Origin of the sequence: Candidatus Enterococcus avicola, assembly GCF_047470845.1 — a bacterium.
GTDB classification, from domain to species: domain Bacteria; phylum Bacillota; class Bacilli; order Lactobacillales; family Enterococcaceae; genus Enterococcus_D; species Enterococcus_D casseliflavus.
This window is the reverse complement of the sequence record NZ_JBLGTY010000002.1, coordinates 292550-316462: the sequence shown is the minus strand read 5'-3', so window position 1 is coordinate 316462 and position 23913 is coordinate 292550. Positions and strand designations below refer to the sequence as shown.

Below are 23913 nucleotides of genomic sequence, written 5' to 3'. Positions count from 1 at the left end.
CAGCCCTTGGACAATGTTTGTCTTATTCTGCAGCGTTTGTGTCTTTGAGACCGTATTTTTTGTTGAAACGGTCCACACGTCCGTCTGCTTGTGTGAATTTTTGACGTCCAGTGTAGAATGGATGTGAATCAGAAGTTACTTCGACACGGATCAATGGATACGTGTTGCCGTCTTCCCACTCAACAGTTTCTTGAGAATTCTTTGTAGAACCTGATAAGAATTTGAAACCAGTAGTTGAGTCCATGAATACAACTGGATGATAATCTGGATGGATATCTTGTTTCATTTCTTCTTCTCTCCTTTGCCCTGGCTCATTTGCTTCACCAGAGTTGATTTGTCGATTTTACAACATGACTATCTTACCATGTTTGGTTTTTAGATGCAATTATCTTTTTATATTTCTTTTATGCCGTTTGTCTCCGAAATGGACATCATGAAAAGCCGCTAAAAACTCTTCATTGTTCTTCGTTTTACGCAAGAATTGAATGAATTGTTCTGTGAACTCCAAGGAATCCCCCAACATGTTGTTGCGTAAGCGCCAGGTTTCTTCCAATTGCTCGCTGCTCATCAGCAATTCCTCTTTACGGGTACCAGATTTCTTGATGTCGATCGCTGGGAAGATCCGACGTTCTGCTAAGCTGCGAGAAAGCTGCAGCTCCATATTGCCGGTTCCTTTAAACTCTTCATAGATGACATCATCCATGCGGCTGCCGGTATCCACCAGTGCTGTGGCAAGAATCGTCAAACTGCCGCCTTCTTCAATATTACGGGCAGCACCAAAGAATTTCTTCGGTTTGTACAAAGCAGCTGGATCGATCCCGCCGCTTAGTGTGCGTCCGCTTGGAGGTACCACTAAGTTGTAGGCTCTTGCCAAACGAGTGATACTATCCATCAAAATCACGACATCACGCTTGTCTTCCACCAAACGCATCGCCCGTTCTAGTACCAATTCAGAAACACGGGTATGATTGCTAGGCTGCAGGTCAAAGGTTGAAGAAACAACATCGCCTTTGACACTGCGTTCCAGATCAGTCACTTCTTCTGGGCGCTCGTCGATCAAAAGAACGATCAATTCCACCTCAGGATAGTTGTCAGTGATCCCATTGGCAATTTCTTTCAAGATACTGGTTTTCCCAGCTTTAGGCGGAGCAACGATCAGTCCCCGTTGTCCAAAACCCACTGGCGACAGCATGTCGATCATCCGAGTAGAAAGGCGTCCTGACGTTGTTTCCAATTTTAAATGACGATTCGGATAAAGCGGCGTCAGCGCTGGAAAATGCGGACGCTCTTTGGCATCTTCTGGATCTTTGCCATTAACAGACTCAACGTGCATCAATCCATAATAGCGCTCAGATTCCTTGGGCGGGCGCGCTTTACCGGCGACTTTATCACCATTACGCAAACTAAACCGACGAATCTGTGACGAAGAAATATAGATATCTTCTGCACTCGGTCCGTAGTTGATTGGGCGTAAAAAACCGTAGCCTTCTTGGCCTACGATATCCAAGATTCCTTCCATATAAAAGAAGCCTTGTTTTTCCGCCTGCGCCCGTATCACAGCCAATGACAATTCTTTTTTATTCATTTGGCTGTAATAAGGAATTCGAAACTCTTTGGCAAAGGTGTAGATTTCTTTTAAGGTTTTGTTTTCCAACTCTGCCATCGTAAGATAATCGCTCATAATTACTCCTCTATCATTTGAATATCAGCTCCAAGAGCCGTTAGTTTTTCGATGATATGATCATAGCCGCGCAAAATATACTCGACATTAAAGACGCTGGTCGTGCCAGTCGCCATCAATCCGGCAATAACAAGGCAAGCTCCTGCTCGTAAATCAGAAGCGACAACTTCTGCTCCGTGCAATTGGCTCGGTCCGCTGACAAAAATCATGTTGCCTTCTGTCGTTGCTTGTGCGCCCATCCGTGCTAATTCAGGAATATGGTTGACCCGTTTGGCGTAAATCGTGTCCATAATCTCCGATGTTCCGTTTGCTTTTAGCAATAATGGTGTGATCGGCTGTTGCAGGTCTGTGGCAAATCCTGGATAAGGATAGGTTTTCACAGTCGCTGGTTTCAAGTCTTTTGAGGGATGCACATAGATTTCATCTTCGCTGATATCCATTCGCACGCCGATTTCTTCCAATTTCGCAATGTAACTTTCTAGATGCTCATAAATCACATTTTTGACAGTAATGCCTTCCCCCGCTGCTGCGGCTAAAGAAAGGTAGGTTCCTGCTTCGATCCGGTCTGGAATGATGGAATGACGACAACCGTGCAATTCTTCCACGCCTTCGATACGAATTTCATTGGTACCTGCACCTCTGATTTTCGCTCCCATATTATTTAAAAGGGTCGCAACATCAATGATCTCAGGTTCTCGTGCGGCATTTTCAATGATCGTTTTGCCTTTGGCTTTTACTGCTGCCAGCATCACATTGATGGTTGCTCCGATGGAGACCATATCTAGGAAGATTCGTTCGCCAGTCAAGCCTTCTTCTTCGGTACGCAAATACATGGCACCATGTTCATTGGTGACTTTTGCGCCAAGTGCTTCGAAGCCTTTAATATGCAAATCGATTGGTCGCGGGCCTAAGAAGCAGCCGCCAGGCAATCCAACGACGCCTTCACCAAACTTCGCCAACAAGGCCCCCATGAAATAGTAAGAAGCTCGTAGACTGTTGATTTTTCCGTTAGGCATCGGGATCGAAACGATGTTTGTCGGATCGATCTCTAGCGTATTGTTTTCAAAATGGGTCTTCACACCCATGATTTCGATAATCTCAATTAATGAGTGCACATCTTGGATGTCAGGCACTCCTTCTAAAATGACCGGTGAATCAGCTAAGATCGCTGCCGGGATCAATGCGACTGCACTGTTTTTTGCGCCGCTAATGGTGACTTCACCTTTTAAGGGACGATTGCCGTTGATGACAATTTTTTTCATGGAATTCCACCTATACTCTTTTTTAATTTATGTGTATCATTCCAATTTTAGCACAGATCACTCAAAGAAAAAAGATGCAGGATATTTTTGATCCCCGCATCAAGAATATTTTCTTGGAAAACAAAAAAACTCTTAGAATCAGTGATTCTAAGAGTTTTGATCTTTGATTAAGATTAAGCTTTACCAGCTGAACCGAACCAGTCGATGTGTTCTTCTGCATCTTTAACGATTGCAGCAACACCTGGTGCTAATAATTTACGAGGGTCGAATCCTTTACCTTCTTTATCTTTGCCAGCTTCGATGTATTCACGAGTTGCTTTAGCAAATGATAATTGGAATTCAGTATTTACGTTTACTTTAGAAACACCCATTGAGATTGCTTTTTCGATTTGGTCTTGAGGAATACCAGAACCACCGTGTAATACTAATGGTACATCAGAACCTACTGCATCAGCGATTGCTTGTAAGTGGTCAAAAGCAAGGCCTTTCCAGTTTTCAGGGTATTGACCGTGAATGTTACCAATTCCGCAAGCTAGGTAATCAATACCAGTTGCAACCATTTGTTTACATTCTTCGATGTCAGCTAATTCGCCAGAACCGATGATTCCATCTTCTTCTCCGCCGATTGAACCAACTTCACACTCAACAGAAACGCCTTTTGCGTGTGCTTTTTCGACAACTTCTTTAGCCAATTTCAAGTTTTCTTCAAATGGTAAGTGAGAGCCATCAAACATAACAGAAGTGTAACCAACTTCGATACATTCCATTGCTGCATCATAATCACCGTGGTCTAAGTGGATTGCAACTGGAACAGTGATGTTCATTGAATCAACCAAGTTTGTAACGATGTCTTTAGCAACTTTGTATCCGCCCATATATTTGGCAGCACCCATTGAAGTTTGGATTAGAACTGGCGCTTTTTTCGCTTCAGCAGCTTTTAAAATCGCTTGTGTCCATTCTAAGTTGTTTGTGTTGAATCCGCCGACTGCATATCCGCCTTGACGAGCAGCTTTTAAGAATTCAGCTCCTGATACTACTGGCATAAAAAATTCCTCCTAAGTTTTGAAAAACTTTATTTGTTAAGCAATGCTTAACCGACAATGCTATTTTAGCAAAGATTTGCGGTATTTGCTACTAAAAAGAGGAATTTCTCTTTTCAAAAAAAGATTGCACAAATATAAAAATCCAGCATTTTCATCATCTTTTCTGAAAGTCTAGGATTCTGTAAGGTTTTGCTCTTCTGTCTGTGGTCGTTAGATAACAAATCGGCATGTGAAAATTCGAGAAAAATTTCACATATTTTTTCGTTATTTTATCATAATCTTCCAGCATATCCTTTCTTCTTCTCTTTTGAGCATAAGAATAGCCTTGTGAAAGCGGCTATATTATTATGTAAAAAAGGAGGGATAAAATGAAAAAAGCGCTTATTGGATTTTTGGCAGTCATCGGAGTTCTTTTCTTGGCAAGCTGTAGCTCGGGGGCCAAGGAAGAAACCAAAACATTCACAATGGATCAAAATGGGGTTTCGATGGAATTGGTCTTCACTTATGAAGGCGATAAAGTAAAAACTCAGACTGCGAACAATGTCATGCCTTATTCAGCGATCGGGGTAACGACTAAAGAAGAAGCACAAACCGTGCTTGATCCGATCGCTAAGAAGTATCAGCAAGTCAAAGGGTTGGACTATTCCCTCGACTATACAGATAGTGAAGCGACTGAATCCTTGACCATCAATTATGATGAGTTGGATTATGATTCAGCGAAACAATTGCCTGGGGTTAGTTTCGAAGGAAACACTGAAAATGGGATCAGCATGGAACGTACAGAGGAAATGCTCTTAGACCAAGGGTATAAGCTAAAAGAATAATCCTCTCTAGGCACCAGCAAATCAACATGGGTTTCCCGCTGGCGGATTTCATTCAAACTGTTAGCGAAAAAAATAGTGCATCAGCCAGAAACTTCCGGTCGTTTTGACGGAAGTTTTTTGTGTGCAGAAACAGATACCTTCTACCAACGCTCTCGCAAGTTTCAACCTTTTACGGATTATTGGGATGGCGCAACTCAAAAAAACTCCCCATCTTGAGATGAGGAGTTTCGCACATTCATTCTTTGGTTTGCCGCTAGCGATTATTATGCTTGGCGGTTGTCTAATGAAGCTCCAACAAAGGCTTTGATCAAGCGTTGTGGGCGAGTTGGACGAGAAATCAATTCTGGGTGGAATTGGCAACCCACGAAGAATTTGTTTTCTGGGATCTCAACGATCTCCACCAAACGATTGTCTGGTGACACACCTGAGAAGACCATCCCGTTTGCTTCAAAGATTTCACGGTATTTGTTGTTGAATTCATAACGATGACGATGACGTTCTTGAACAACTTCTTCTCCGTCATAAGCTGCAGCTGTTTTGGTGCCTTTCTTCACTTTACATGGGTACAAGCCTAAGCGCAATGTCCCACCTAAGTTTTCGATGTTTTCTTGGTCAGCCATCAAATCAATGATGTTGTTGGCTGTTTCAGGATCTGTTTCTGCGGAATTGGCATTTTCCAAGCCAACGACATTGCGGGCATATTCCACACAAGCCATTTGCATCCCTAGACAAATCCCTAAGAATGGCACATCGTTTTCCCGAGCATATCGGATCGCTTCGATTTTTCCTTCAATCCCGCGATCACCGAATCCACCAGGAACAAGAATACCGTCTACTTCACCTAAGTAAGAATCCACGTTTTCTCGTGTGATTTCTTGGGCTTTGATCCAATCGATCTCGATGTCTGCATCAAAGGCAAAACCAGAATGTTTCAAGGCTTCGACAACTGATAGATAAGCATCTGGCAATTCCACGTATTTTCCGACTAATGCGATACGTACTTTTTTCTTCAAATTCAGTACCTTTTCTTCCAATGCTTGCCATTCAGTCATGTCAGCAGCTGGTGCAGTCAGTTTCAAATGATCACACACGATTTGATCCATGCCTTGCGCTTGCAGTGCCAATGGAATCGAATAAAGGGTCTCAACGTCACGAGATTCGATCACGGCTTCTGGTGCCACGTCACAGAATTGGGCCAATTTGTTTTTCGTTGATTGTCCTACGGGTTGTTCTGTACGAACGACCAAGATATTTGGTTGAATCCCTAAGCCGCGCAGTTCCTTCACACTGTGTTGGGTCGGTTTGGTTTTCATTTCGCCCGCTGCTTTCAAATAAGGAATCAGCGTGGTGTGGATGTACATCACATTGTCTGAACCTACGTCTGCTTTCATTTGACGCAAAGCTTCTAGAAATGGCAATGACTCAATATCCCCTACTGTACCGCCGACTTCTGTAATGATCACATCTGAATCAGTCATTTTGGCTGCCCGCATGATTTTTTCTTTGATCTCGTTGGTGATATGCGGGATCACTTGAACAGTCGCGCCTAAGTATTCTCCTTTACGCTCTTTCCGCAAAACTTCTGAATAGATTTTTCCAGTTGTTACATTTGAGTATTTGTTCAAATTGATATCGATAAAGCGTTCATAGTGACCTAAGTCTAAGTCGGTCTCTGCTCCATCATCGGTTACGAATACTTCACCATGTTGGTATGGGCTCATCGTTCCTGGATCGACGTTGATGTACGGATCGAATTTTTGAATCGTTACTTTCAAGCCGCGATTTTTCAACAGACGTCCTAATGATGCTGCTACGATCCCTTTACCAATAGAAGAAACCACACCGCCGGTTACAAAAATATATTTTGTCATAAACTGAAAAACTCCTTTAATCTATTTTACAGGAAAAGCATTTAGAAAATAATAAAAGCTCCCTATCCATAAATGAATAGGGAGCGAAAATTCTAAATCACTTTCTGACTCTTGTAAAGAGTGCCCAAACAGAATGATACATTCTCACCTAGCAAATGTCAAGAAAACTTTATCTGATTTTTTCAGAAAGAAAACGAGGTTTCCAGACAAAGCACTTTACTTATCGATACAGCTGGTTCCTTCTTTTTCACGACTAAGTTCTATGGTTATTCTTTCTTAAACAACCTTCATGTTTTCTGCACAACTTTTTGCAAATTTTTCATTGCTTCTTACGAAATCGTTGAACTCTCTTTGGCATAATACAAAGTGTAGATGAAGTCTGGCGCTTTACTCGTTTTGGTAAAAATGATCGGAACGTATTTCTGGTTATTTTTGGCAAAGACGAGGTGCAGGTTCGATTCCTGCCTTCTACGCTAGTGATGCGGTTGAAAGGAAGCTCTGAGGATCAATCGCAGCAATCCTTAGATTATTGTTTCACCAATGAAACAAAATCAACGTTCGTCCAAGCATTTGCTGAAGCCTTGCTGTAAACCCCGATTTCACAAGCACCTGTTGTAATTGGAATGTCTTTGATTGTAATTTTTGTCCATTCACTTGTTTTAACAACCGCAGTATTTAGTTCCGCTCCACCATAATTTTTGATATATAACTGATTGGTATCAAACTCTCCCCCAGACATTACATAGGCACTCAATGTGTAAGTTCCATCGCTGATGCCACTAACATTTTGATAAGCTGATGCCTCGTAAGCTTGGTCCTGCCAAAAAGTTAATTTGTAGTCTCCAAAAAAAGTCCCAGCTTCCGTTTTGATCGTACCTTCAGCTGTTCCTTGTTGAAACCACGTTTGCCAATTGGAAGGACTGGTCGTTGGTCCATCGCTCTCGAAACTTGCATTTTTAACCAGATTTGTTTGCGCCCCTGCTTGTTTAAACGCACGCAAGCTTGGCAAGGCGTTTCCAGCAAAATCAAACATCGCCTGGTTGTCCCATTCGTTTCCCATAGTAGATTGAACACCGAGATAATTCATACCTGCTTGTGTTGCCCAACTCACGTTTCCGTTGTACCAAAGAGGTTCCCAATAAAAGAAGCCCGCCCCGCGATCATTCGGCACCGCTTGAATACGATCGGCTAGATCCAGCAAATACTCTGCTTGTCCTGACGGTGTTGGTTCATATCCCCCCGCCGCTGCTTCGGCTTCGCCAAAGGCATTTGGCATAGTATCTGCATTCGCTGTTGTATGCCCATAAGCTGTTTCAACTACGATCACTTCTTTGCCATACCGTTGACTGATCGTATTCATATTGGTTTGAAGTTCATTCATTGAACCGTGCCAATACGGATAATACGATACTCCAATTAAATCAAATGACACACCCCGACTGGTGATTTCATCAAACCACCAAGTAAATGCTCCTGTATCGCCACCATCAGCTAAGTGGAGCATTACTGGAGTTGTTTTAGGTTGAGTGTCTCGAACAGCTTGGACACCAGACTTCAAAAAAGTAGCTAATCGATCAAACTCTCCCCCGTCTTCTCCCCAAGACTTGCCATAAGGCCAGAGCATGCCACTATTCAGTTCATTGCCGATCTGAACCATATCAGGATAAACGTCTAGCTGCTTCATTTCCGACAGAACGTTCTTTGTATAGTCATACAATGCCGTATTCATTTCTTCAAAGGTCAGATCTTGCCACGCTTTAGGAACATTCTGTTTCCCAGGATCAACCCAAAAATCACTGTAATGGAAATCTAGCAACACGTTGAGTCCAAGACTTTTTGCTCGTTTTGCAAGGGCAATCGTCGTTTCCAGATCATTTGTCCCTGCCCCATAACTTTCTCCGTTACTATTATAAGGATCCTGCCACAAACGCAGTCGAACATAGTTGACACCATTATTTTTTAGAATCTCTAAGGCATCTTTTGAAATACCATCTTCATAATATTTTGCACCAGATTTTTCCATATCTGACAAGATTGAAATATCTGCTCCGCGAATAAACTCGCTGGCAGATGCTTCAACTGTTTTTGAAACAGCCCCCAAAGTCCCTATCACAGCTGCAATTAAAGCGACTTTACGCAACCAAGCTCCCTTTTTCATTCATTTGCTCCTCCTTTATTGAAATTGGTTCAGAATAAATTGAACGGCTTTTTCAGGATCTCTCGTTAATCCGATATATTCTGCTCCTTTTGTCGCAACCAGCTTGATTCCTAAGCGATCGGTATCTTCTTTGATATCATCATAATAAGAATTGACTTGCGGTGCTAAGACCACCATATCAAAATCCTGCAGCATTTCGTAATGAGAACCATAAGCACCCGCCATTGCACTGATCGGTGCTTTCGATTCAGATGCGCCTTCTTTTAAAGCATTAGCTAACATCGCACTTGTCCCTGCTCCAGCACAAAGCACCAACACATTGATTTCTTTATTTGTATCGCTGATAATTTGGCTCGCTGCCACAGGTACTTCCTCACGTATAGCAGCAGAAGCACCTTCTTCGGTTGCGATCACTTCCGCTTTTTGTGCTTCTTGCTCTACTAAAACAGCATCGTATGCTTTACAAAATGGCAGATAGATCAGGAAGTCAACGACGATTAGAACTGCTGCTAAAACAAAGGCTAACACCCCCATGCCTGTTCCTAGAACCAAACCGATCGGTGCCGGAGTTGCCCAAGGTAAAACGTACATAAAACTGTTCATGCCTAGCACATCGACAAAAAACTTAAACAAGCAAACGTTTACAACTGGTGTTAACAAAAACGGAATGAAAAAATAAGGATTCAAAATCATGGGTGCTGCAAACAACAATGGTTCATTGACAGCAAAACTTACTGGAATAAAGGAAGCTTTCCCAACTGCCTTCAATTGTTTAGACTTAGCAAAGAGTAAGAAGATAAAAGGAACGACCAATGTGGCCCCAGTTCCTCCCATAGTTCCTACAAAATTTCCTAAACCGACTGTCAGTACTTTTGAAGCTTGCTCACCGGAATTGAACAATTGCAGATTGGTTTCTACATTGGCATAGATAATTGCTGCAATTGCTGGTTCCACGATCGACGGTCCGTGAACACCGACAAACCAAAATAGCGCCATCGCTCCCCAGATAATAGCAATTCCTAAATAACCGTCGGCTGCTGTGAATAATGGCTGCAGCACAGTAATGATTGCTTCTGCAAATGAGATTTGGAAAATTTGCCGAATACCTAAATCAATTAAAACGGCCGCAAATACTGAAAAAGAGAAAGGAAAAATATCTCGGAAGGTTTGCGAAATCGTACCAGGAACTTCTTTAGGCATCTTAATGGTAATATCTTTCAGCACACAAAACTTATATAAATTAACTGTTAAAAATGCAGCGACAAAGGACGCCAATAGCCCCTTTGTCCCCATGTATTCCGTTGAAAATCCGCCTTCGATCGGAGAGACGCTTAACAACAGGAAACTTACCACAGAAGCCAGCATCACAGAAGTCGTGTTGATCACTTTGTTTTTCGGTAAGCGGCGATTCATCGAATCAGCCAAGCAGCGAGCAGTGGTTGCTGAAACAAGTAATCCTACAACCCCCATCGAATAATTATAGACTTTCCATAACCAAGTGGAGACAGCTTCAGGCCATTGGTAACCAAAAATTTCAGGAACCGCAGCAATCAAAATGAATATGCTTGAGAATAAAATAGCCGGCATCGCTGTTAAAAAACCGTCACGAACGGCTCCCAGATAACTATTGCGTGAGATTTTTTCAAAAAACGGTTTTCCTTTTTCGATTTGTTTAATGATTCCATCCATAGCGTTCTTCTCCTATCCTTGATTCTGCTTGTACAGTGCAATAAAGTCTTGAATCAAATCCCTCAGCAACAAAGTGGTCATTAAATGATCCTGTCCATGGATAAAAATGAATCCCATCTCCATCTCTTTTCCCGATGCTTCTTCTGCTAAAATTTTCGTTTGCGAATTGTGTGCAAGGGTTAAATTTTCGTCGGCTTCTTTCAGTGCTGAATCAACATGCTCAAAGTTCCCTTGTCTTACTTCTTTCAATAATTTCAATAATGTACTGCGAGCGTCCCCTGAATAAGCAACGATCTCAAAACCAAGCATTTGTAATTCCTCTTTATTCATCTTTTAATCCTCCATTCTTACTTATTAAATAATCGTTTTGGTTTCACTAACTAATTTGTACCAGTATGCTGACTCTTTCGGGTAACGCTTCTGGGTTTCAAAATCAACATAAAACAAGCCATACCTTTTGTTATACCCATTTGTCCATGAGAAAAGATCCATAAGCGACCACAAAAAATATCCCTTCACATTTACCCCAGCTGTTATCGCCTTGCTTAAGGATTCCAAATAGACTCTCAAATAGTCGATTCTCGGCTGATCCATAATGATGCCATCTTCAAACTGGTCTTTATACCCCATGCCGTTTTCAGTGATATAGATTTTGTTGTAATGCGGGTAATCGCTTTTAATTCGCAACAACAAGTCATAAAGCCCTTCTGGATAAATCAGCCAGTCCCAATCTGTTCGAGGAATTCCTTCTTTATAAATGCGTTCTCCGATCCCCTTCACTTTATAAACAGAGGTCCCTTTTTCACCCGTGCCATTATGATGGATCGCGTTTTCTCCATCGTAAGCTTTGACAAAATGGCATTGGTAGTGATTGATCCCTAAATAGTCATTACGCGTGGAGGCTTTTTTCAATTCGACAAAATCTTCTTCAGGAAAATGATAGCTGGCCTGATTTGCTTCACATATCTCATCAAGAGCAGTCAAGGTTTCAGTTGAATAATAGCCTAAATAAGTAGCATCTAATAAGAAGCGGATCGACAATGCATCGTCTAAAAAGGCTGCATGCTTATCTTCTGGAGCATCTGTTGCCGCATATTTCGTCTCCAATGAGTGAACGACACCGATTTCGCCTGGAAGTTCGTTTTCTTTGAAATAGTTCACTACACGTGCATGGGCAACCATCATATTATGAAGACAGGCGATGATTTTTGTAAAATCATATTTGATTCCTGGCGGGAAAACGCCTAACAAATATTGATTGGTCGCAACAGGATAGATTTCATTAAAGGTACTCCACACTTTCACTTCTTTGAATTCATGAAAACAAAAAATGGCATAGGAAACGAATGCTTCTATTGTTTCTCGATTCAAAAAATCTCCCTGGTCAAACAAACGTTTAGGGGTATCAAAATGATGCAATGTCACAAACGGCGTTACGTTTCTTTTCGCACATTCTTCGAACACACGATGATAAAAAGCGATTCCTTCTGGGTTCGGTTCCCCATCACCATCAGGAAAAATTCGACTCCATGCAATGGATAATCTTAGCCCATTCACACCAAATCGTTCACACAATTCAATATCCTTTGCATATTGATGATAAAAATCACTTGCCGGATCGGGACTGAATCTACCCTGTTCCTCTAAAAAATCATCCCAAGCAACAGCGCCTTTGCCGCCTTCCTTAGTGGCTCCTTCAACCTGATAGGCTGCTGTGGCTCCACCAAAAATAAAATCTTCTGGTAATTTAAGCATGTACATCTCTCCTCAAATCTATAATCAGTTTCCACACTTTCTAACTGATTGAATTGTAATCGCATCCAAAACATTTGTCAACAAAAACAAACATAAATAATCACAAAATTCGAAAAAAAATGATAAAACCCATTGAAATAAACATGTATCACGCAAATAATTGTTTGTTTTTGTTTGAAACAGATTGACTGTTATCCGATTATATGGTAGATTATCCTTAAATTAGAGGTGAAGACGATGCTGAAAAAAGAAAGATTGTTTACTATCGTAGAAATGGTCAATAAAAAAGGAATCCTTACCGTTAATGAAATCATCAATCAATTAGATGTTTCTGATATGACCGTTCGCAGAGATTTAGATGAATTAGAAAAATCGGGCAAGCTGCTACGTGTCCATGGAGGGGCGCAAAGTCTTTCCTACACTTTAGATCAAGAACTTTCTCACACCGAAAAAGCCACTTTGCAGATTCAAGAAAAAAAAGAAATTGCTGCCGCAGCAGCCTCCTTGATTCAAGAAGGTGAAACGATTTTCTTAGGGCCTGGTACAACAATCGAACTTTTGGCGACTCATTTACTCAACAAGAAAATCCGAATCATTACTAATAATTACCCAGTTTTTGATATTCTTGCGCAAGCAGATGGACCAGAAATTTTACTAATTGGTGGTGATTTCCGTAAAAATACCGGCGCATTTGTTGGACCGATCACTAACGACAATTTAAGAAGATTAAAGTTTACAAAAGCATTTATCAGTTCAAATGGCGTTCACAACGAAGCAATTTCTACTTACAGTACAGAAGAAGGAGAAGCGCAGCAGATCGCATTAAATAATTCCCGCAAGAAATATCTGCTCGTTGATAACAAAAAGTTTAATCGGGATGATTTTTATGTGTTTTATAATTTACATGATTTCGATTTACTCATTACGGATCGCCAGATTTCGCGAGAGGTTCAAGAGCACTATGCACAATATGTCGATCTGCAAATTGCTGATTCAACCGAAAATACCACTATAGGAGCGTAACTATGAAAGGGATTATTTTTGATTTCAACGGAACTATGTTTTTGGACTCTCATCTGCATGAAGCTGCTTGGCTGCACATGATTCATGATCATACAAAGGATGGTCTATCAGATGAAGATATTTTAAAAAATATCCATGGTCGAACGAATACGGAGATTTTAAAACATTTCATTTCAGAACATTTGACCGCCTCTGAAATCGCCGTATTATCAGAAGAAAAAGAAAGCTATTATCGTATGCTTTGCTTGCAAAATGAAAACGAGCTTCAGTTGACAAAGGGGCTTGAAGCGACTCTTGATCAGCTGACTGACCAGCAGATTCCATTAACGATTGCCACGGCTACTGTTAAAGAGAATGTTGCTTTTTATTTTGATACATTCGATTTAGCTCGCTGGTTTGATTGGGATAAGATCGTCTATGACGATGGCTCTTTTCCTGGAAAACCGCAACCGGATATTTTTCTTAAAGCGGCTGGCAAATTGGGCTTAGCTCCTGCTGATTGTCTTGTTGTCGAAGATGCTTATTCAGGTTTGCTTGCTGCCAAGCGTGCTGGGATTGGAACAATTATCGCAATTGATCCATTCGGTAAGAATAAATCAGTATTTGAACAGGCACAGCTAAATAAAGATGGAACCATCAAAGATTTTACTGATTTTTGGACAGAGCACCTGTCAAAAGTTTTCGTTAAATCATAATATTCCATACAAAAAGCGGCTCAACCAAGAAATCTCGATTGAGCCGCTTTGTTATTATTTGTTTCCATTTTTCTAATTCCGACGGTTGTTATTACCAAATAAAATAATCAAACGTAAGAGCTGCAATAAGGTTGCTACGGCAGCTGCGACATAGGTCAACGCTGCGGCAAAGAGCACTCTTCTTGCTTGTGGTACTTCATCTTCTGTTAACAAGCCGCCATCTGCCAAAATGCGGATCGCCCGTTTTGAGGCATCGAACTCGACTGGCAAGGTCACTAATTGGAAAATAAACGCCAATGAGAAAGCCAACAAGCCTAAGTTGATCAGAAACGATCCTCGTAATAGGACCCCAATCAAAATCAATGGGATCGAGATGCTGGTTCCGATATTAGCGATCGGTACGATCGCATGACGCAAACGCAAAGGAAAATAACCTTTGGCATCTTGGACTGCGTGTCCACACTCATGAGCCGCAACACCGATTGCTGCTACCGAAGTTGATTGTGCAGTGGATTGCGATAAACTCAGCATTTTGTTGCCAGAATTGTAATTATCCGTCAAATCACCAGCGATCGCTTGCACACCCACATTATTGATTCCTTGGCTTTGCAAGATGTACTGCGCCGCTTTTGTGCCGGTAATATTATTTTTACTTCTGACTTTGTCATATTTGTTAAAGGTACTTTTGACGTACGCTGACGCTGCTAGTGAAATCACCATACCGATAATTACAAGAATGAAAGTCGGGTCATAAAAAAAGCCGAACCCGTATCCGCCCATACCATACACGATAAAATTCCCCCTTTTAATCTTTGACCTTATTTTACCATTAAAGTGGTGAAAAAATTATGAAGATGACTGGAAGATTTTGTTTTTAACCTTTTTTTACAAATTCTGATTTTAGTTTCATTGCGCCGAAGCCATCGATCTTGCAATCAATGTTGTGGTCGCCTTCGACTAATTTGATGTTTTTCACTTTCGTTCCTTGTTTGATGGCGCCAGATGCGCCTTTGACTTTCAAGTCTTTGATGACCGTTACTGTATCACCATCGACTAAAATATTGCCGTTGGCATCTTTATATACGGGTGCTTCTTCCGCCGCTTGTTGCTCTTGCCATTCGTTTCCGCATTCGGGACAAACAAACAGCCCGCGGTCTTCATAAGCGTACTCAGATTGGCAATTTGGACAGTTAGGAATTTGAGTCATAGTGTTGCTCCTTTGATTGATAATAGTCGTATTGTTCACTATCGAACAATACTAAGCATACAAAAAAACCCACCTTTAATCAATAAGAATTATTGAAGTGATTCTCTACCACAAAACACTAAACGTAAACTAAGAAAAAATTGCCGCTGCAACACCTGACAACTAAGGAGCATTTCTGCATGTGCAAAAACGCCCCTCAATCGTAACTTGTTAAACTCATTTGCGCCAAAATGGATCAATCTGTCACACAGTCAAATTCTCATCTAAAATCAAGCCTTCAGATACCATAACCGCATCGCCGATCAATTCTAATGCGCCCTGATCAACATCAACTTCTACCGTTAACTCGCCACCTAACACGTGCAGCAAGACATTCGCTGCCGCTTGCTGGTGACGTTTGGTCACGACATACGCAGTGGCACCAGAACCTGTGCCGCACGCATAGGTAAAACCTTCCACCCCTCGTTCATACGTGCGAACGATCAGATCACCCTTGTCATCTTCTTCATAGAAATTGACATTCGCCCCTTTTGGGAAAACCTCCCAATAGCGTATCTCTTTGGCAAGTTCAGCCAGCTGTTCCAACTCAGTTTCTGCCAGACCAGGATAGTGAACCACCGCATGAGGGATTCCTGGATCACCCAATTCCACATAGTCCATGAAAGAAACCATTGGATTCGGGTACGCTTGATCAAATGTAGTCACGGTGGGTGGATTCAAGGTTACTTTGTAGTGTTTTGCCGACAAGCGCCATGCGGGGACATCGCCAGCAACTGTTTCGATGGTCATCTGCTCGCCAGCAATTCCCTTCTCAAAGGCATAACGGGCAATACAGCGAGCGCCGTTGCCGCACATTTCTGCTTCGGTCCCATCAGCATTGTAAAACCGCATCCGAAAATCAGCGGTTCCTGTGGGAAAATCCACTGCCATGACTGCATCCGCGCCAACAGAAAATTTCCGATGGCAAACCTGAGCAGCAAATTGCGACAGTTGTTCATGGGAGAATTTCAATGTGCGGTTATCGATTACGATAAAATCATTTCCTGCACCTTGCATTTTTGTATAAGGAATCGTCATGTTGTCACCTGCTTTTCAAAATTTTACTTGCTGGAAGCTCCCTCTTTTAGAAACGAAGGAACCACTTCATTTTGCAGCATTTGCTCGTAGGACTGTCGTTTAACGGCTAATTCCGCTTGGCCGTTTTCCACAAAGACGACTGCAGGAATCTGTAAATTATTGTAGCTGCTGGCCATCGAATAGCCATAAGCTCCTGTTGCGAACGTAGCAAACAGATCCCCAGTTTCAACGGGCGGTAATGCAAGATCTTTTACTAAGATGTCCGTGCTCTCACAAGCTTTGCCAGAAATGGTGACCTTTTGTGTCGCAGCTTCGGAAGCGCGGTTGGCTAAGATCCCAGTGTAAGTTGCCTGATAAAGACCAGGACGAATATTGTCTGTCATGCCACCGTCAATGCTGGCGTATGTTCTGATTCCCGGCAATGTCTTGATACTGCCGATGGTGTGCAAACTGATACCTGCTTCTGCGACGATACTGCGCCCAGGTTCAATAACGATGGTCGGGCGTTCGCTCTGGTGCTGCGCATAAAAGGCGTCGATTTTTTCCATCACAGGATCTAAAAAGTAGCTGTAGGGTTGGCGAATATCTGCATCTGTGTATCGAACGCCAAAGCCGCCGCCAACATTTAGTTCTTTGATCCAATAATCAAAGCGTTCATGAATGGTTTGGACAAGGGCCAAAGCCGCATCAACTGCCGCTAGATGTGAGCGATTGTCCGACAATTGACTGCCGACATGAAAATGCAGGCCATAGAAATCCAATTCAGGTGCTTGAATCACTTCTTCCACTAACGGAAATAAGATTTCTTCATCTAAAGGAATCCCGAATTTCGAATCTTTTTGTCCGGTCGAGATAAATTGATGGGTGCTGACCGAAACCTCGGGTGTGATGCGCAACAAAATTTTAGCAACGACTTGCTTTTCTTGACATAACGCGCGGATCAAGCCGACTTCTTGAATGCCATCAACGATGATCCGTCCTACGCCATAATCAAGGGCAGCTGCTAATTCTTCAATCGATTTATTATTCCCGTTAAACTCGATGTGTTCTGCTGGAAAATCAGCTTGGATTGCTGTATACAGCTCTCCACCGCTAACCACGTCTAATGAGAGTCCTTCTGACTTGATCACTTGCAGCATTGCTGTGGTGCAGAAAGCTTTAGCGGCATAGGCTGCCCGTGTCTTGCTGTAGCGCGTCAAAAACTGCGCCTGAATCTTTTGGCATTCTTCGCGAATCTCCGAAACGGAATACACGTAAAGGGGGGTTCCGAAGGTTTTTGCCAACTCAACGGTATCACAACCGTCAATGTATAAGTGATTGTTCTTGATTTCTTTTGCCATCGCTTTACTCCTTGTCTGTTGGCTCGTTCAACGCCTCGATCAAACGAACGTAGCATTCGATGCCTTGCAATAGATTTTTTTCGTCAAAATTCATTTTGCTGCTGTGTAAAGGGTGGACATAGCCTTTTTCTTCATTTCGGGTACCCACAAAGAAAAAGACACCTGGGATCTCCTTTTGGTACATCGAAAAATCCTCTGCCAACATATATGGTGGTGTTTCTCGGTAGCTCTCCCCGACCACTTTTTCCAACACTTCCACCATCTCAGGATCATTGTCCACGACACGATAAAGATGTTCGAATTCGACATCCGCCGTGCAATCATATCCTTTGGCGATTTCTTGTGCGACAGTGGTGATTCTGCGCGTCATCGTTTCATAGACTTCATCTTCAAACGCCCGCATCGTTCCTTTTAAAACGACCTTACCGGGAATGATATTTTCCGCATCTCCCCCATGGATCTTCCCAAAAGTGATGACCCCAGCAGAAAGCGGGCTGATATTGCGTGAAATGATCGAATGCAATCCTTGAATAATCGCAGCCGCGGCTAAAATGGCATCATGTCCTTGATGAGGCTGGGCACCATGGGCACTCGTGCCGTTGATCGTTAGATTGATCTCGCCGTTACGGGCCATCATCGGACCTTTCCGGCTCGCAATGACTCCTTCGGGAAAGTCTGGGAAGACATGCAGCCCCACGATTTTTTCCACACCAAAATCTCGTAAGATGCCTTCATCGATCATCAATTGAGCGCCACCGGGGCTTTCCTCGGCTGGTTGGAAAATCAAAACGATCGTTCCACGAATCACTTCAGGATGTGTTGCTAAATATTTAGCAAATCCTAGCATCGTTGCCATATGGCCGTCATGACCGCAGGCATGCATTTTCCCTTCATGTTTGGAAACAAAGGAAACACCTGTCTCTTCTTTGATCGGCAGTGCATCGATATCCGTTCGAAAGGCCAGCGTCTTTCCTGGACGATCGCTGCGAAAGACCGCAATCAAGCCAGTTTCAATCACTGGATAGATTTCTTTGATTCCAAAGGATTGCAACTGACGCAGCAAGTATTCCTTTGTTTTGAACTCAGTTAACCCTAATTCAGGGATTGTATGTAATTCACGACGAAAACGAACCACGTCTTCGGTTAATTCTTTGACTGCTTGCGATACTTGCATGTTAAAACACCTTTCTATTCATTCCTTTTAAAAATATCCATAAAAACCAACGAATATTCAGTTTTTCATTGATATTGTTTAATATTATAGTATATAATTCGAATAATCTATAGTATAAATTGTCGAAATGTTTCGATTTTTATTGAAAAATTTACCCCTCGTTTTGGTACACTTATACGTAGAGTTACGAAAAATAAATTGGTTGAAAGGATGTGTCGTAGTTTGACAATATTCAAAGGTTCTGGCGTTGCGTTGATCACCCCTATGCTTCAAGATGGTTCGGTGGATTTCGATAAGCTGAAGGAGTTAGCGGAGTGGCATGTGCAGCAAGGAACGAATGCAATCATTGCATGCGGTACGACCGGTGAAGCATCCACGTTAGACGATGAAGAACATATCGCGGTGATCGAAGCGGTGGTAAAACAAGTTGCTGGTCGAATCCCCGTCATCGGCGGAACAGGCTCCAACAACACACAACATGGGATCCATCTTTCAAAAGAAGCACAGCGCGTTGGTGCTGACGCATTATTGGTTGTAACACCCTACTACAACAAAGCGACCAAGAAAAGTTTAGTCGCTCACTATGAAGCAATCTGTCAAAGCGTTGAACTGCCAGTGATCTTATACTCCGTCAGCTCAAGAACCGGCTTAAATTTAACACCTGAAGCTGTGGCAGAACTGAAAAAAATCCCTAATATCAAAGGCATCAAAGAAGCCAGCGGCGACATTTCGCAAATCGCAGAAATCGCTCGTCTTGCGGATGATGACTTTGCGATCTACTCAGGAAATGACGATCAAGTAACCCCAATTCTAGCTTTAGGTGGCTCTGGCGTGATTTCAACGATCGGCAATATCGCTCCGAAACAAACGGCACAACTCGTTGCTGATTTCTTAAATGGTGATGTAAAAGCCGCCATCAAAGAGCAATTGCGACAAAAACCGTTGATCGATGCGATTTTCAGTGAAGTAAATCCTGTGCCGATCAAAGCAGCGGTCTCCTTGCTAGGCAAATGCGAATTGCATTATCGTTTGCCTTTGGGTGTCCCAGAAGATGCGACCCTCGTTCATTTAGAAGAAGAAATGACCAATTACGGATTGCTGTAAGGAGGAGTTTTTGGTGAAACAGATTTTATTAAGCGGTGCAAACGGTCGCATGGGCAAAGTGTTGCAAAGCCTGATCGCGAAGCACCCTCAGTTAGAAGTGGCTGCCGGCTTGGATCGTACCGAGCAATTAGATGGTCCCTTTCCGATCTATGATCGTCCAGAAAAAATCACGCAGCCGATCGATTTGGTGATTGATTTTTCTCATTATAGCAATGTCCCTGCCTTATTGAACTATTGTGTCGAACAGCAGCTGCCTATCGTGGTTGCTACAACTGGTTTGACGGAAGACACGCAGATGATGCTGCCGTTGGCTGCTAAAGTGATCCCAGTTTTCTATTCTGCCAATATGTCGTTGGGGATCAATGTACTGATCAAAGCACTACAAAGTATCACCCCCGCATTAGAAGCTGACTTTGACATTGAGATCATCGAAAAGCATCATAATCAAAAACTCGATGCACCAAGTGGTACAGCTTTGCTGTTGGCAGATAGTATCAATGACAGCTGCGAAACGAAAAAAGAGTATCTCTACGGGCGTGAAGGCAGTGATCTAGTAAATGACCGCAAGCAGATGGGCATCCATGCCGTTCGCGGCGGAACGATTCCTGGAGAACACATTGTCATCTACGCTGGGCAGGATGAAATCATTGAATTAAAACACACAGCGCTCTCCCGCGAAATCTTCGCCAATGGTGCGCTAAAAGCAGCGGAATTTTTAGCCAACCAACCAGCTGGTTTTTATTCCATGCAAAATCTAATCGACAAGTAAAGGTGGTCTCTCATGACAGAATTACAATTTTCCGATCCTTATCAATTAGCAAAATACATCAAAGAAGCAAATAAACAAACACCTGTAAAAGTCTATATCAATGGAGATCTTAGTAACGTCCAAGCAGATGGCATCCAATTGTTTGGTAACGGCACCTTCTATTTCGTGGTTGGTGACAGTCAAAAAGTGGCTGAGTTTTTAACCGCGCACCAAGACAAAATCACCGATCACTATCTGGAAAATGATCGCCGCAACTCAGCGATCCCTTTATTGGACTTGACGAAAGTCGATGCCCGTATCGAACCAGGTGCCTTTATCCGTGACCAAGCCATCATTGAAAAAAATGCCGTTATCATGATGGGGGCCGTGATCAACATTGGTGCCGTCGTTGGTGAAGAAACCATGATCGACATGGGTGCGATTTTAGGCGCCCGAGCAACCGTGGGGAAAAAAGCCCATATTGGCGCTGGTGCTGTCTTGGCTGGCGTTCTTGAGCCACCTTCAGCAAGCCCAGTCATCATTGAAGACAATGTTTTGATCGGTGCAAATGCCGTCGTCCTTGAAGGCGTCCGTGTCGGCGAAGGTGCAGTCGTCGCTGCCGGTTCTGTGGTAACGGAAGATGTCCCTGCTGGAGCAGTCGTTGCTGGATCACCAGCCAAAGTCATCAAAATGAAAGACGAGAAAACGAAAAGCAAAACCGAATTTTTAGACGATCTACGGGGCTAACCGCGCTTTTCTCAAAAATAAACAAAAAAACGCAGTGCGGGTTCAGTGATGAGCCTGCGCTGCGTTTTGTCTAAAAAAGGGCGTGCCGAAAGCTTTTGGCACGCCCTTTTTCTATTGGTAAATGTTCTTGTAAAAGTGTTTATTCTGCTTGAAATTCTTTGATCGCTGCTTGGATCTCTTGATAGATCACGGCAACTTCTTCAAGGTCTTTTGCGTTTGCTCCACTGGCAAGGGGATGTCCGCCGCCATGATGGCGTTTGGCGATCTCATTGATCACTGGACCTTTCGAACGCATCCGCACCCGATAATAGCCTTCTGGTTGTTCGACAAAGATCGCCCAAGCCATCACTTCGTCGATTTTCCCTGGTAAGGAAACGACTGCTGAGGTTTCCGAATCCACTACGCCAAAACGCTGCTGCAATTCTTGTGATAGGATCACTTTGCCAGCACCAATCTCATCGATCTCGATGTTTTCGTAGACATACCCTGAAAGGCGAGCAACACTGCGAGAGACTTGATCCAATTGCCGATTGATCTTCGGTGCATCAAAACCGTAATCCAATAGTTCAGCCGCTAAGCGCAGCGTTGTCGCTGTCGTTGCCGGATATAAAAACCGTCCAGTATCACCAACGATGCCCGCATACAGCAGACGAGCCGCTTCTTGTGTCATCGTCAGCTCGTTTTGAAACATTTGCCAAAATGAAACGATCATCTCACTACAGCTGCTGGCTTTCGTATTGACCCAGACCAGCTCTCCGTAAGGCTCATCATTAGGGTGATGATCGATTTTGATCAATTTCGCCCCTTGATCATAGCGTTGGTCACTGACCCGTGGTGCATTGGCCGTATCTGTAACGATCACTAGTGCCCCTTTATACAAATCATCAGGGATCGTCTGCATCAGCGCCAAGTAATCCAATCCTTCAACGGGTCCGCCGACTTGATAGATTTCTTTTTTAGGAAAACTAGCTCGTAAAATTTCTGCCAATCCCACTTGTGATCCTAATGCATCTGGATCAGGGCGCTGGTGCCGATGGATAATGATTCGGTCGAATGCTTTGATTGTTGCAAGTATTTCTTCTTGTACCTTCATGAATGGTCTCAACTTTCTCTCTAAAATTTTTCCATAAGTGCCGTTTTCGATGATTTATGGGCGTTCCATTACTTGGCATACCACGATCGCTTTTGCCACTAAGGAATTTTCGATCGATACTTCGATATCGATTTTCGCCGAACGTCGCCCCAGTTCTAGAATCTTCGGTTGAATGATGATCTCGCTTTCTAATTGGATCAAACGGAAGTAATGCAGATTGACTTGCTCGATCCAACTATTGCGCCGTTGATTCAACTGCATGGTACGTTTTGCCGTATTCGCGATCACTTCACTCAAGACACCAAAAGAGATCGTTCCGACTTCATTGACCATTTGAGGCGTCACCGCAAAGCTGAAATGTGGCTGCGGCAATTTGTTCCCTTCAAAATCTTGTTCGATGACTTGCATCTGTCCCGAGATTTGGTCTGAAATCGTATCTGAAATTTGTGTTTGTCGTTGGACCATCTGCATCGCTTTCATGATGTCTTGGCGTGTAACGATCCCAATCAAAGAAAGGTCATCTGCTACGACGGGCATCACTTCTAAGCCATCCCAAATCATCTGATGGCTGGCAGAGGCCACACTCATCTCTTTTTTTACGACTCGTGGTTCCCGGGTCATGATTCGTTCGATGATCTGCGTGTCAGGCTTTTCTAGGACATCTTTGGCTGTGATGATCCCAACGACCCGCATATTCTTGTTGACGACTGGATAGCGGGAGTGGTTGGTAGACTCCGAAAGCAGTTTGTAATCCTTGACCGTATCAAAGGTGTGTAGATACTTGGTTTTTTCCAATGGCATATAAATGTCACTCACCAGCATGATGTCCTTTTTGATCAGCTGATCGCTCAAGGCACGGTTGATCATCGTTGCTACGGTAAAGGTGTCATAGGTCGTTTGTAAAATCGGCAGCTCCAATTCGTCTGCTAAGCGACAGATTTCCTCTGAGGTTTCAAAGCCCCCCGTGATCAAGACGGCTGCGCCATCTTCCAGTGCCAACTTGTGGACTTCGTTACGGTTTCCGACGATCACTAAGGAACCAGGCGTGATGTAGCGTTCCATTGCCGATTCCTTCATGGCGCCGATAACAAATTTGTTCAAGTCTTTGTCTAAACCGGCTGCGCCGCCCAAAACATCGCCTTCAATGATTTGGACGACTTCGCCGAAAGTTAGTTTTTCAATGTGTTTCTTTAGTTTCCGTTCAATCCGAATGGTTCCCACACGTTGGATCGTTGAAACCAAGCCGATATTTTCCGCATCTTTGATCGCCCGATAGGCTGTTCCTTCACTGACATTCAAGTCTTTTGCGATTCCCCGCACCGAGATGCGATCGCCTACAGGCAGATTCTCGATATGCGCTAAAATCAAGTCGTGTTTTGTCGCCATAATTATCCCCTATTCCTACTACGAATCTTCCTGTTG

At 43.1% G+C, this 23913-nt stretch carries 22 protein-coding genes; 6 read left to right on the top strand and 16 right to left on the bottom strand.

Annotated features, from left to right (window positions below):
• Window positions 1-22: 22 nt before the first annotated feature.
• The 4 genes from ACI3E5_RS03535 to ACI3E5_RS03520 all read right to left on the bottom strand — a co-directional run bounded on the left by ACI3E5_RS03535 (window position 23) and on the right by ACI3E5_RS03520 (window position 3986).
• Window positions 23-286 carry a type B 50S ribosomal protein L31 gene (locus ACI3E5_RS03535; protein WP_005233979.1) on the bottom strand — a complete coding sequence of 88 codons (264 nt, stop codon included), beginning with the start codon at window positions 284-286 and terminating at the stop codon, window positions 23-25.
• Window positions 287-385: 99 nt separating this feature from the next.
• A complete protein-coding gene (gene rho, locus ACI3E5_RS03530) occupies window positions 386-1681 on the bottom strand; it encodes a transcription termination factor Rho (protein ID WP_498820770.1) in 1296 nt (431 codons plus the stop codon).
• 2 nt (window positions 1682-1683) lie between these two features.
• On the bottom strand, window positions 1684-2943 hold the full coding sequence (murA, locus tag ACI3E5_RS03525) for a UDP-N-acetylglucosamine 1-carboxyvinyltransferase (RefSeq protein WP_005228299.1): 1260 nt from the start codon (window positions 2941-2943) through the stop codon (window positions 1684-1686).
• A gap of 173 nt (window positions 2944-3116) precedes the next feature.
• Window positions 3117-3986 carry a class II fructose-bisphosphate aldolase gene (locus ACI3E5_RS03520; protein ID WP_005228297.1) on the bottom strand — a complete coding sequence of 290 codons (870 nt, stop codon included), beginning with the start codon at window positions 3984-3986 and terminating at the stop codon, window positions 3117-3119.
• Between the two features lie 368 nt (window positions 3987-4354).
• Between ACI3E5_RS03520 and ACI3E5_RS03515 the strand changes: the two genes are divergently transcribed.
• Window positions 4355-4810 carry a YehR family lipoprotein gene (locus ACI3E5_RS03515; protein ID WP_005228292.1) on the top strand — a complete coding sequence of 152 codons (456 nt, stop codon included), beginning with the start codon at window positions 4355-4357 and terminating at the stop codon, window positions 4808-4810.
• A 263-nt stretch (window positions 4811-5073) separates the two neighbouring features.
• Here ACI3E5_RS03515 and pyrG read toward each other — a convergent pair whose 3' ends face one another.
• The 5 genes from pyrG to lacG all read right to left on the bottom strand — a co-directional run bounded on the left by pyrG (window position 5074) and on the right by lacG (window position 12283).
• Entirely contained in the window at window positions 5074-6681 is a 1608-nt protein-coding gene (pyrG, locus tag ACI3E5_RS03510; protein ID WP_005228290.1) for a CTP synthase, read from the bottom strand.
• Window positions 6682-7207: 526 nt separating this feature from the next.
• Window positions 7208-8839 (bottom strand): glycoside hydrolase family 53 protein, encoded by a 1632-nt coding sequence (locus ACI3E5_RS03505; protein ID WP_142965536.1) that lies wholly within the window; start codon window positions 8837-8839, stop codon window positions 7208-7210.
• Window positions 8840-8854: 15 nt separating this feature from the next.
• Window positions 8855-10528, bottom strand: a complete 1674-nt coding sequence (locus ACI3E5_RS03500) for a PTS lactose transporter subunit IIBC (RefSeq protein WP_016608434.1) — start codon at window positions 10526-10528, stop codon at window positions 8855-8857.
• Between the two features lie 12 nt (window positions 10529-10540).
• A complete protein-coding gene (locus tag ACI3E5_RS03495) occupies window positions 10541-10858 on the bottom strand; it encodes a PTS sugar transporter subunit IIA (protein ID WP_010749967.1) in 318 nt (105 codons plus the stop codon).
• Window positions 10859-10882: 24 nt separating this feature from the next.
• The gene (gene lacG / locus ACI3E5_RS03490) at window positions 10883-12283 is read right to left on the bottom strand and encodes a 6-phospho-beta-galactosidase (protein WP_010749968.1); all 1401 of its coding nucleotides are present in this window, start codon (window positions 12281-12283) and stop codon (window positions 10883-10885) included.
• Window positions 12284-12520: 237 nt separating this feature from the next.
• Between lacG and ACI3E5_RS03485 the strand changes: the two genes are divergently transcribed.
• Both ACI3E5_RS03485 and ACI3E5_RS03480 read left to right on the top strand, forming a co-directional pair.
• Complete coding sequence (locus tag ACI3E5_RS03485; protein ID WP_194193416.1) at window positions 12521-13306, top strand: DeoR/GlpR family DNA-binding transcription regulator; 786 nt, start codon at window positions 12521-12523, stop codon at window positions 13304-13306.
• Between the two features lie 2 nt (window positions 13307-13308).
• A complete protein-coding gene (locus ACI3E5_RS03480) occupies window positions 13309-14001 on the top strand; it encodes an HAD family hydrolase (protein ID WP_325816016.1) in 693 nt (230 codons plus the stop codon).
• Between the two features lie 72 nt (window positions 14002-14073).
• On the opposite strand, the gene ACI3E5_RS03475 is transcribed toward ACI3E5_RS03480, so the two are convergent.
• The 5 genes from ACI3E5_RS03475 to ACI3E5_RS03455 all read right to left on the bottom strand — a co-directional run bounded on the left by ACI3E5_RS03475 (window position 14074) and on the right by ACI3E5_RS03455 (window position 18799).
• Window positions 14074-14781, bottom strand: a complete 708-nt coding sequence (locus ACI3E5_RS03475) for a zinc metallopeptidase (RefSeq protein WP_005228270.1) — start codon at window positions 14779-14781, stop codon at window positions 14074-14076.
• A gap of 94 nt (window positions 14782-14875) precedes the next feature.
• Entirely contained in the window at window positions 14876-15208 is a 333-nt protein-coding gene (locus tag ACI3E5_RS03470; protein WP_005228268.1) for a zinc ribbon domain-containing protein YjdM, read from the bottom strand.
• Window positions 15209-15451: 243 nt separating this feature from the next.
• The gene (gene dapF, locus ACI3E5_RS03465; protein WP_142965538.1) at window positions 15452-16285 is read right to left on the bottom strand and encodes a diaminopimelate epimerase; all 834 of its coding nucleotides are present in this window, start codon (window positions 16283-16285) and stop codon (window positions 15452-15454) included.
• A 23-nt stretch (window positions 16286-16308) separates the two neighbouring features.
• Entirely contained in the window at window positions 16309-17625 is a 1317-nt protein-coding gene (lysA, locus tag ACI3E5_RS03460; RefSeq protein WP_005228260.1) for a diaminopimelate decarboxylase, read from the bottom strand.
• A 4-nt stretch (window positions 17626-17629) separates the two neighbouring features.
• Window positions 17630-18799, bottom strand: coding sequence for a M20 metallopeptidase family protein (locus ACI3E5_RS03455; RefSeq protein ID WP_005228259.1), 1170 nt, complete (start codon window positions 18797-18799; stop codon window positions 17630-17632).
• A gap of 222 nt (window positions 18800-19021) precedes the next feature.
• Here ACI3E5_RS03455 and dapA point away from each other — a divergent pair, with 222 nt between their 5' ends.
• From dapA to dapD, 3 genes are read left to right on the top strand one after another with little or no spacing between them, the layout of a single operon-like run.
• The gene (dapA, locus tag ACI3E5_RS03450) at window positions 19022-19903 is read left to right on the top strand and encodes a 4-hydroxy-tetrahydrodipicolinate synthase (RefSeq protein WP_008380503.1); all 882 of its coding nucleotides are present in this window, start codon (window positions 19022-19024) and stop codon (window positions 19901-19903) included.
• 13 nt (window positions 19904-19916) lie between these two features.
• Entirely contained in the window at window positions 19917-20672 is a 756-nt protein-coding gene (dapB, locus tag ACI3E5_RS03445; RefSeq protein WP_015510324.1) for a 4-hydroxy-tetrahydrodipicolinate reductase, read from the top strand.
• 12 nt (window positions 20673-20684) lie between these two features.
• The gene (dapD, locus tag ACI3E5_RS03440) at window positions 20685-21398 is read left to right on the top strand and encodes a 2,3,4,5-tetrahydropyridine-2,6-dicarboxylate N-acetyltransferase (RefSeq protein ID WP_005228253.1); all 714 of its coding nucleotides are present in this window, start codon (window positions 20685-20687) and stop codon (window positions 21396-21398) included.
• 139 nt (window positions 21399-21537) lie between these two features.
• On the opposite strand, the gene ACI3E5_RS03435 is transcribed toward dapD, so the two are convergent.
• Window positions 21538-22491 carry a DHH family phosphoesterase gene (locus ACI3E5_RS03435; RefSeq protein ID WP_016609391.1) on the bottom strand — a complete coding sequence of 318 codons (954 nt, stop codon included), beginning with the start codon at window positions 22489-22491 and terminating at the stop codon, window positions 21538-21540.
• Between the two features lie 54 nt (window positions 22492-22545).
• Window positions 22546-23877, bottom strand: a complete 1332-nt coding sequence (locus ACI3E5_RS03430; RefSeq protein ID WP_005228249.1) for a DRTGG domain-containing protein — start codon at window positions 23875-23877, stop codon at window positions 22546-22548.
• Window positions 23878-23913 lie beyond the last annotated feature (36 nt).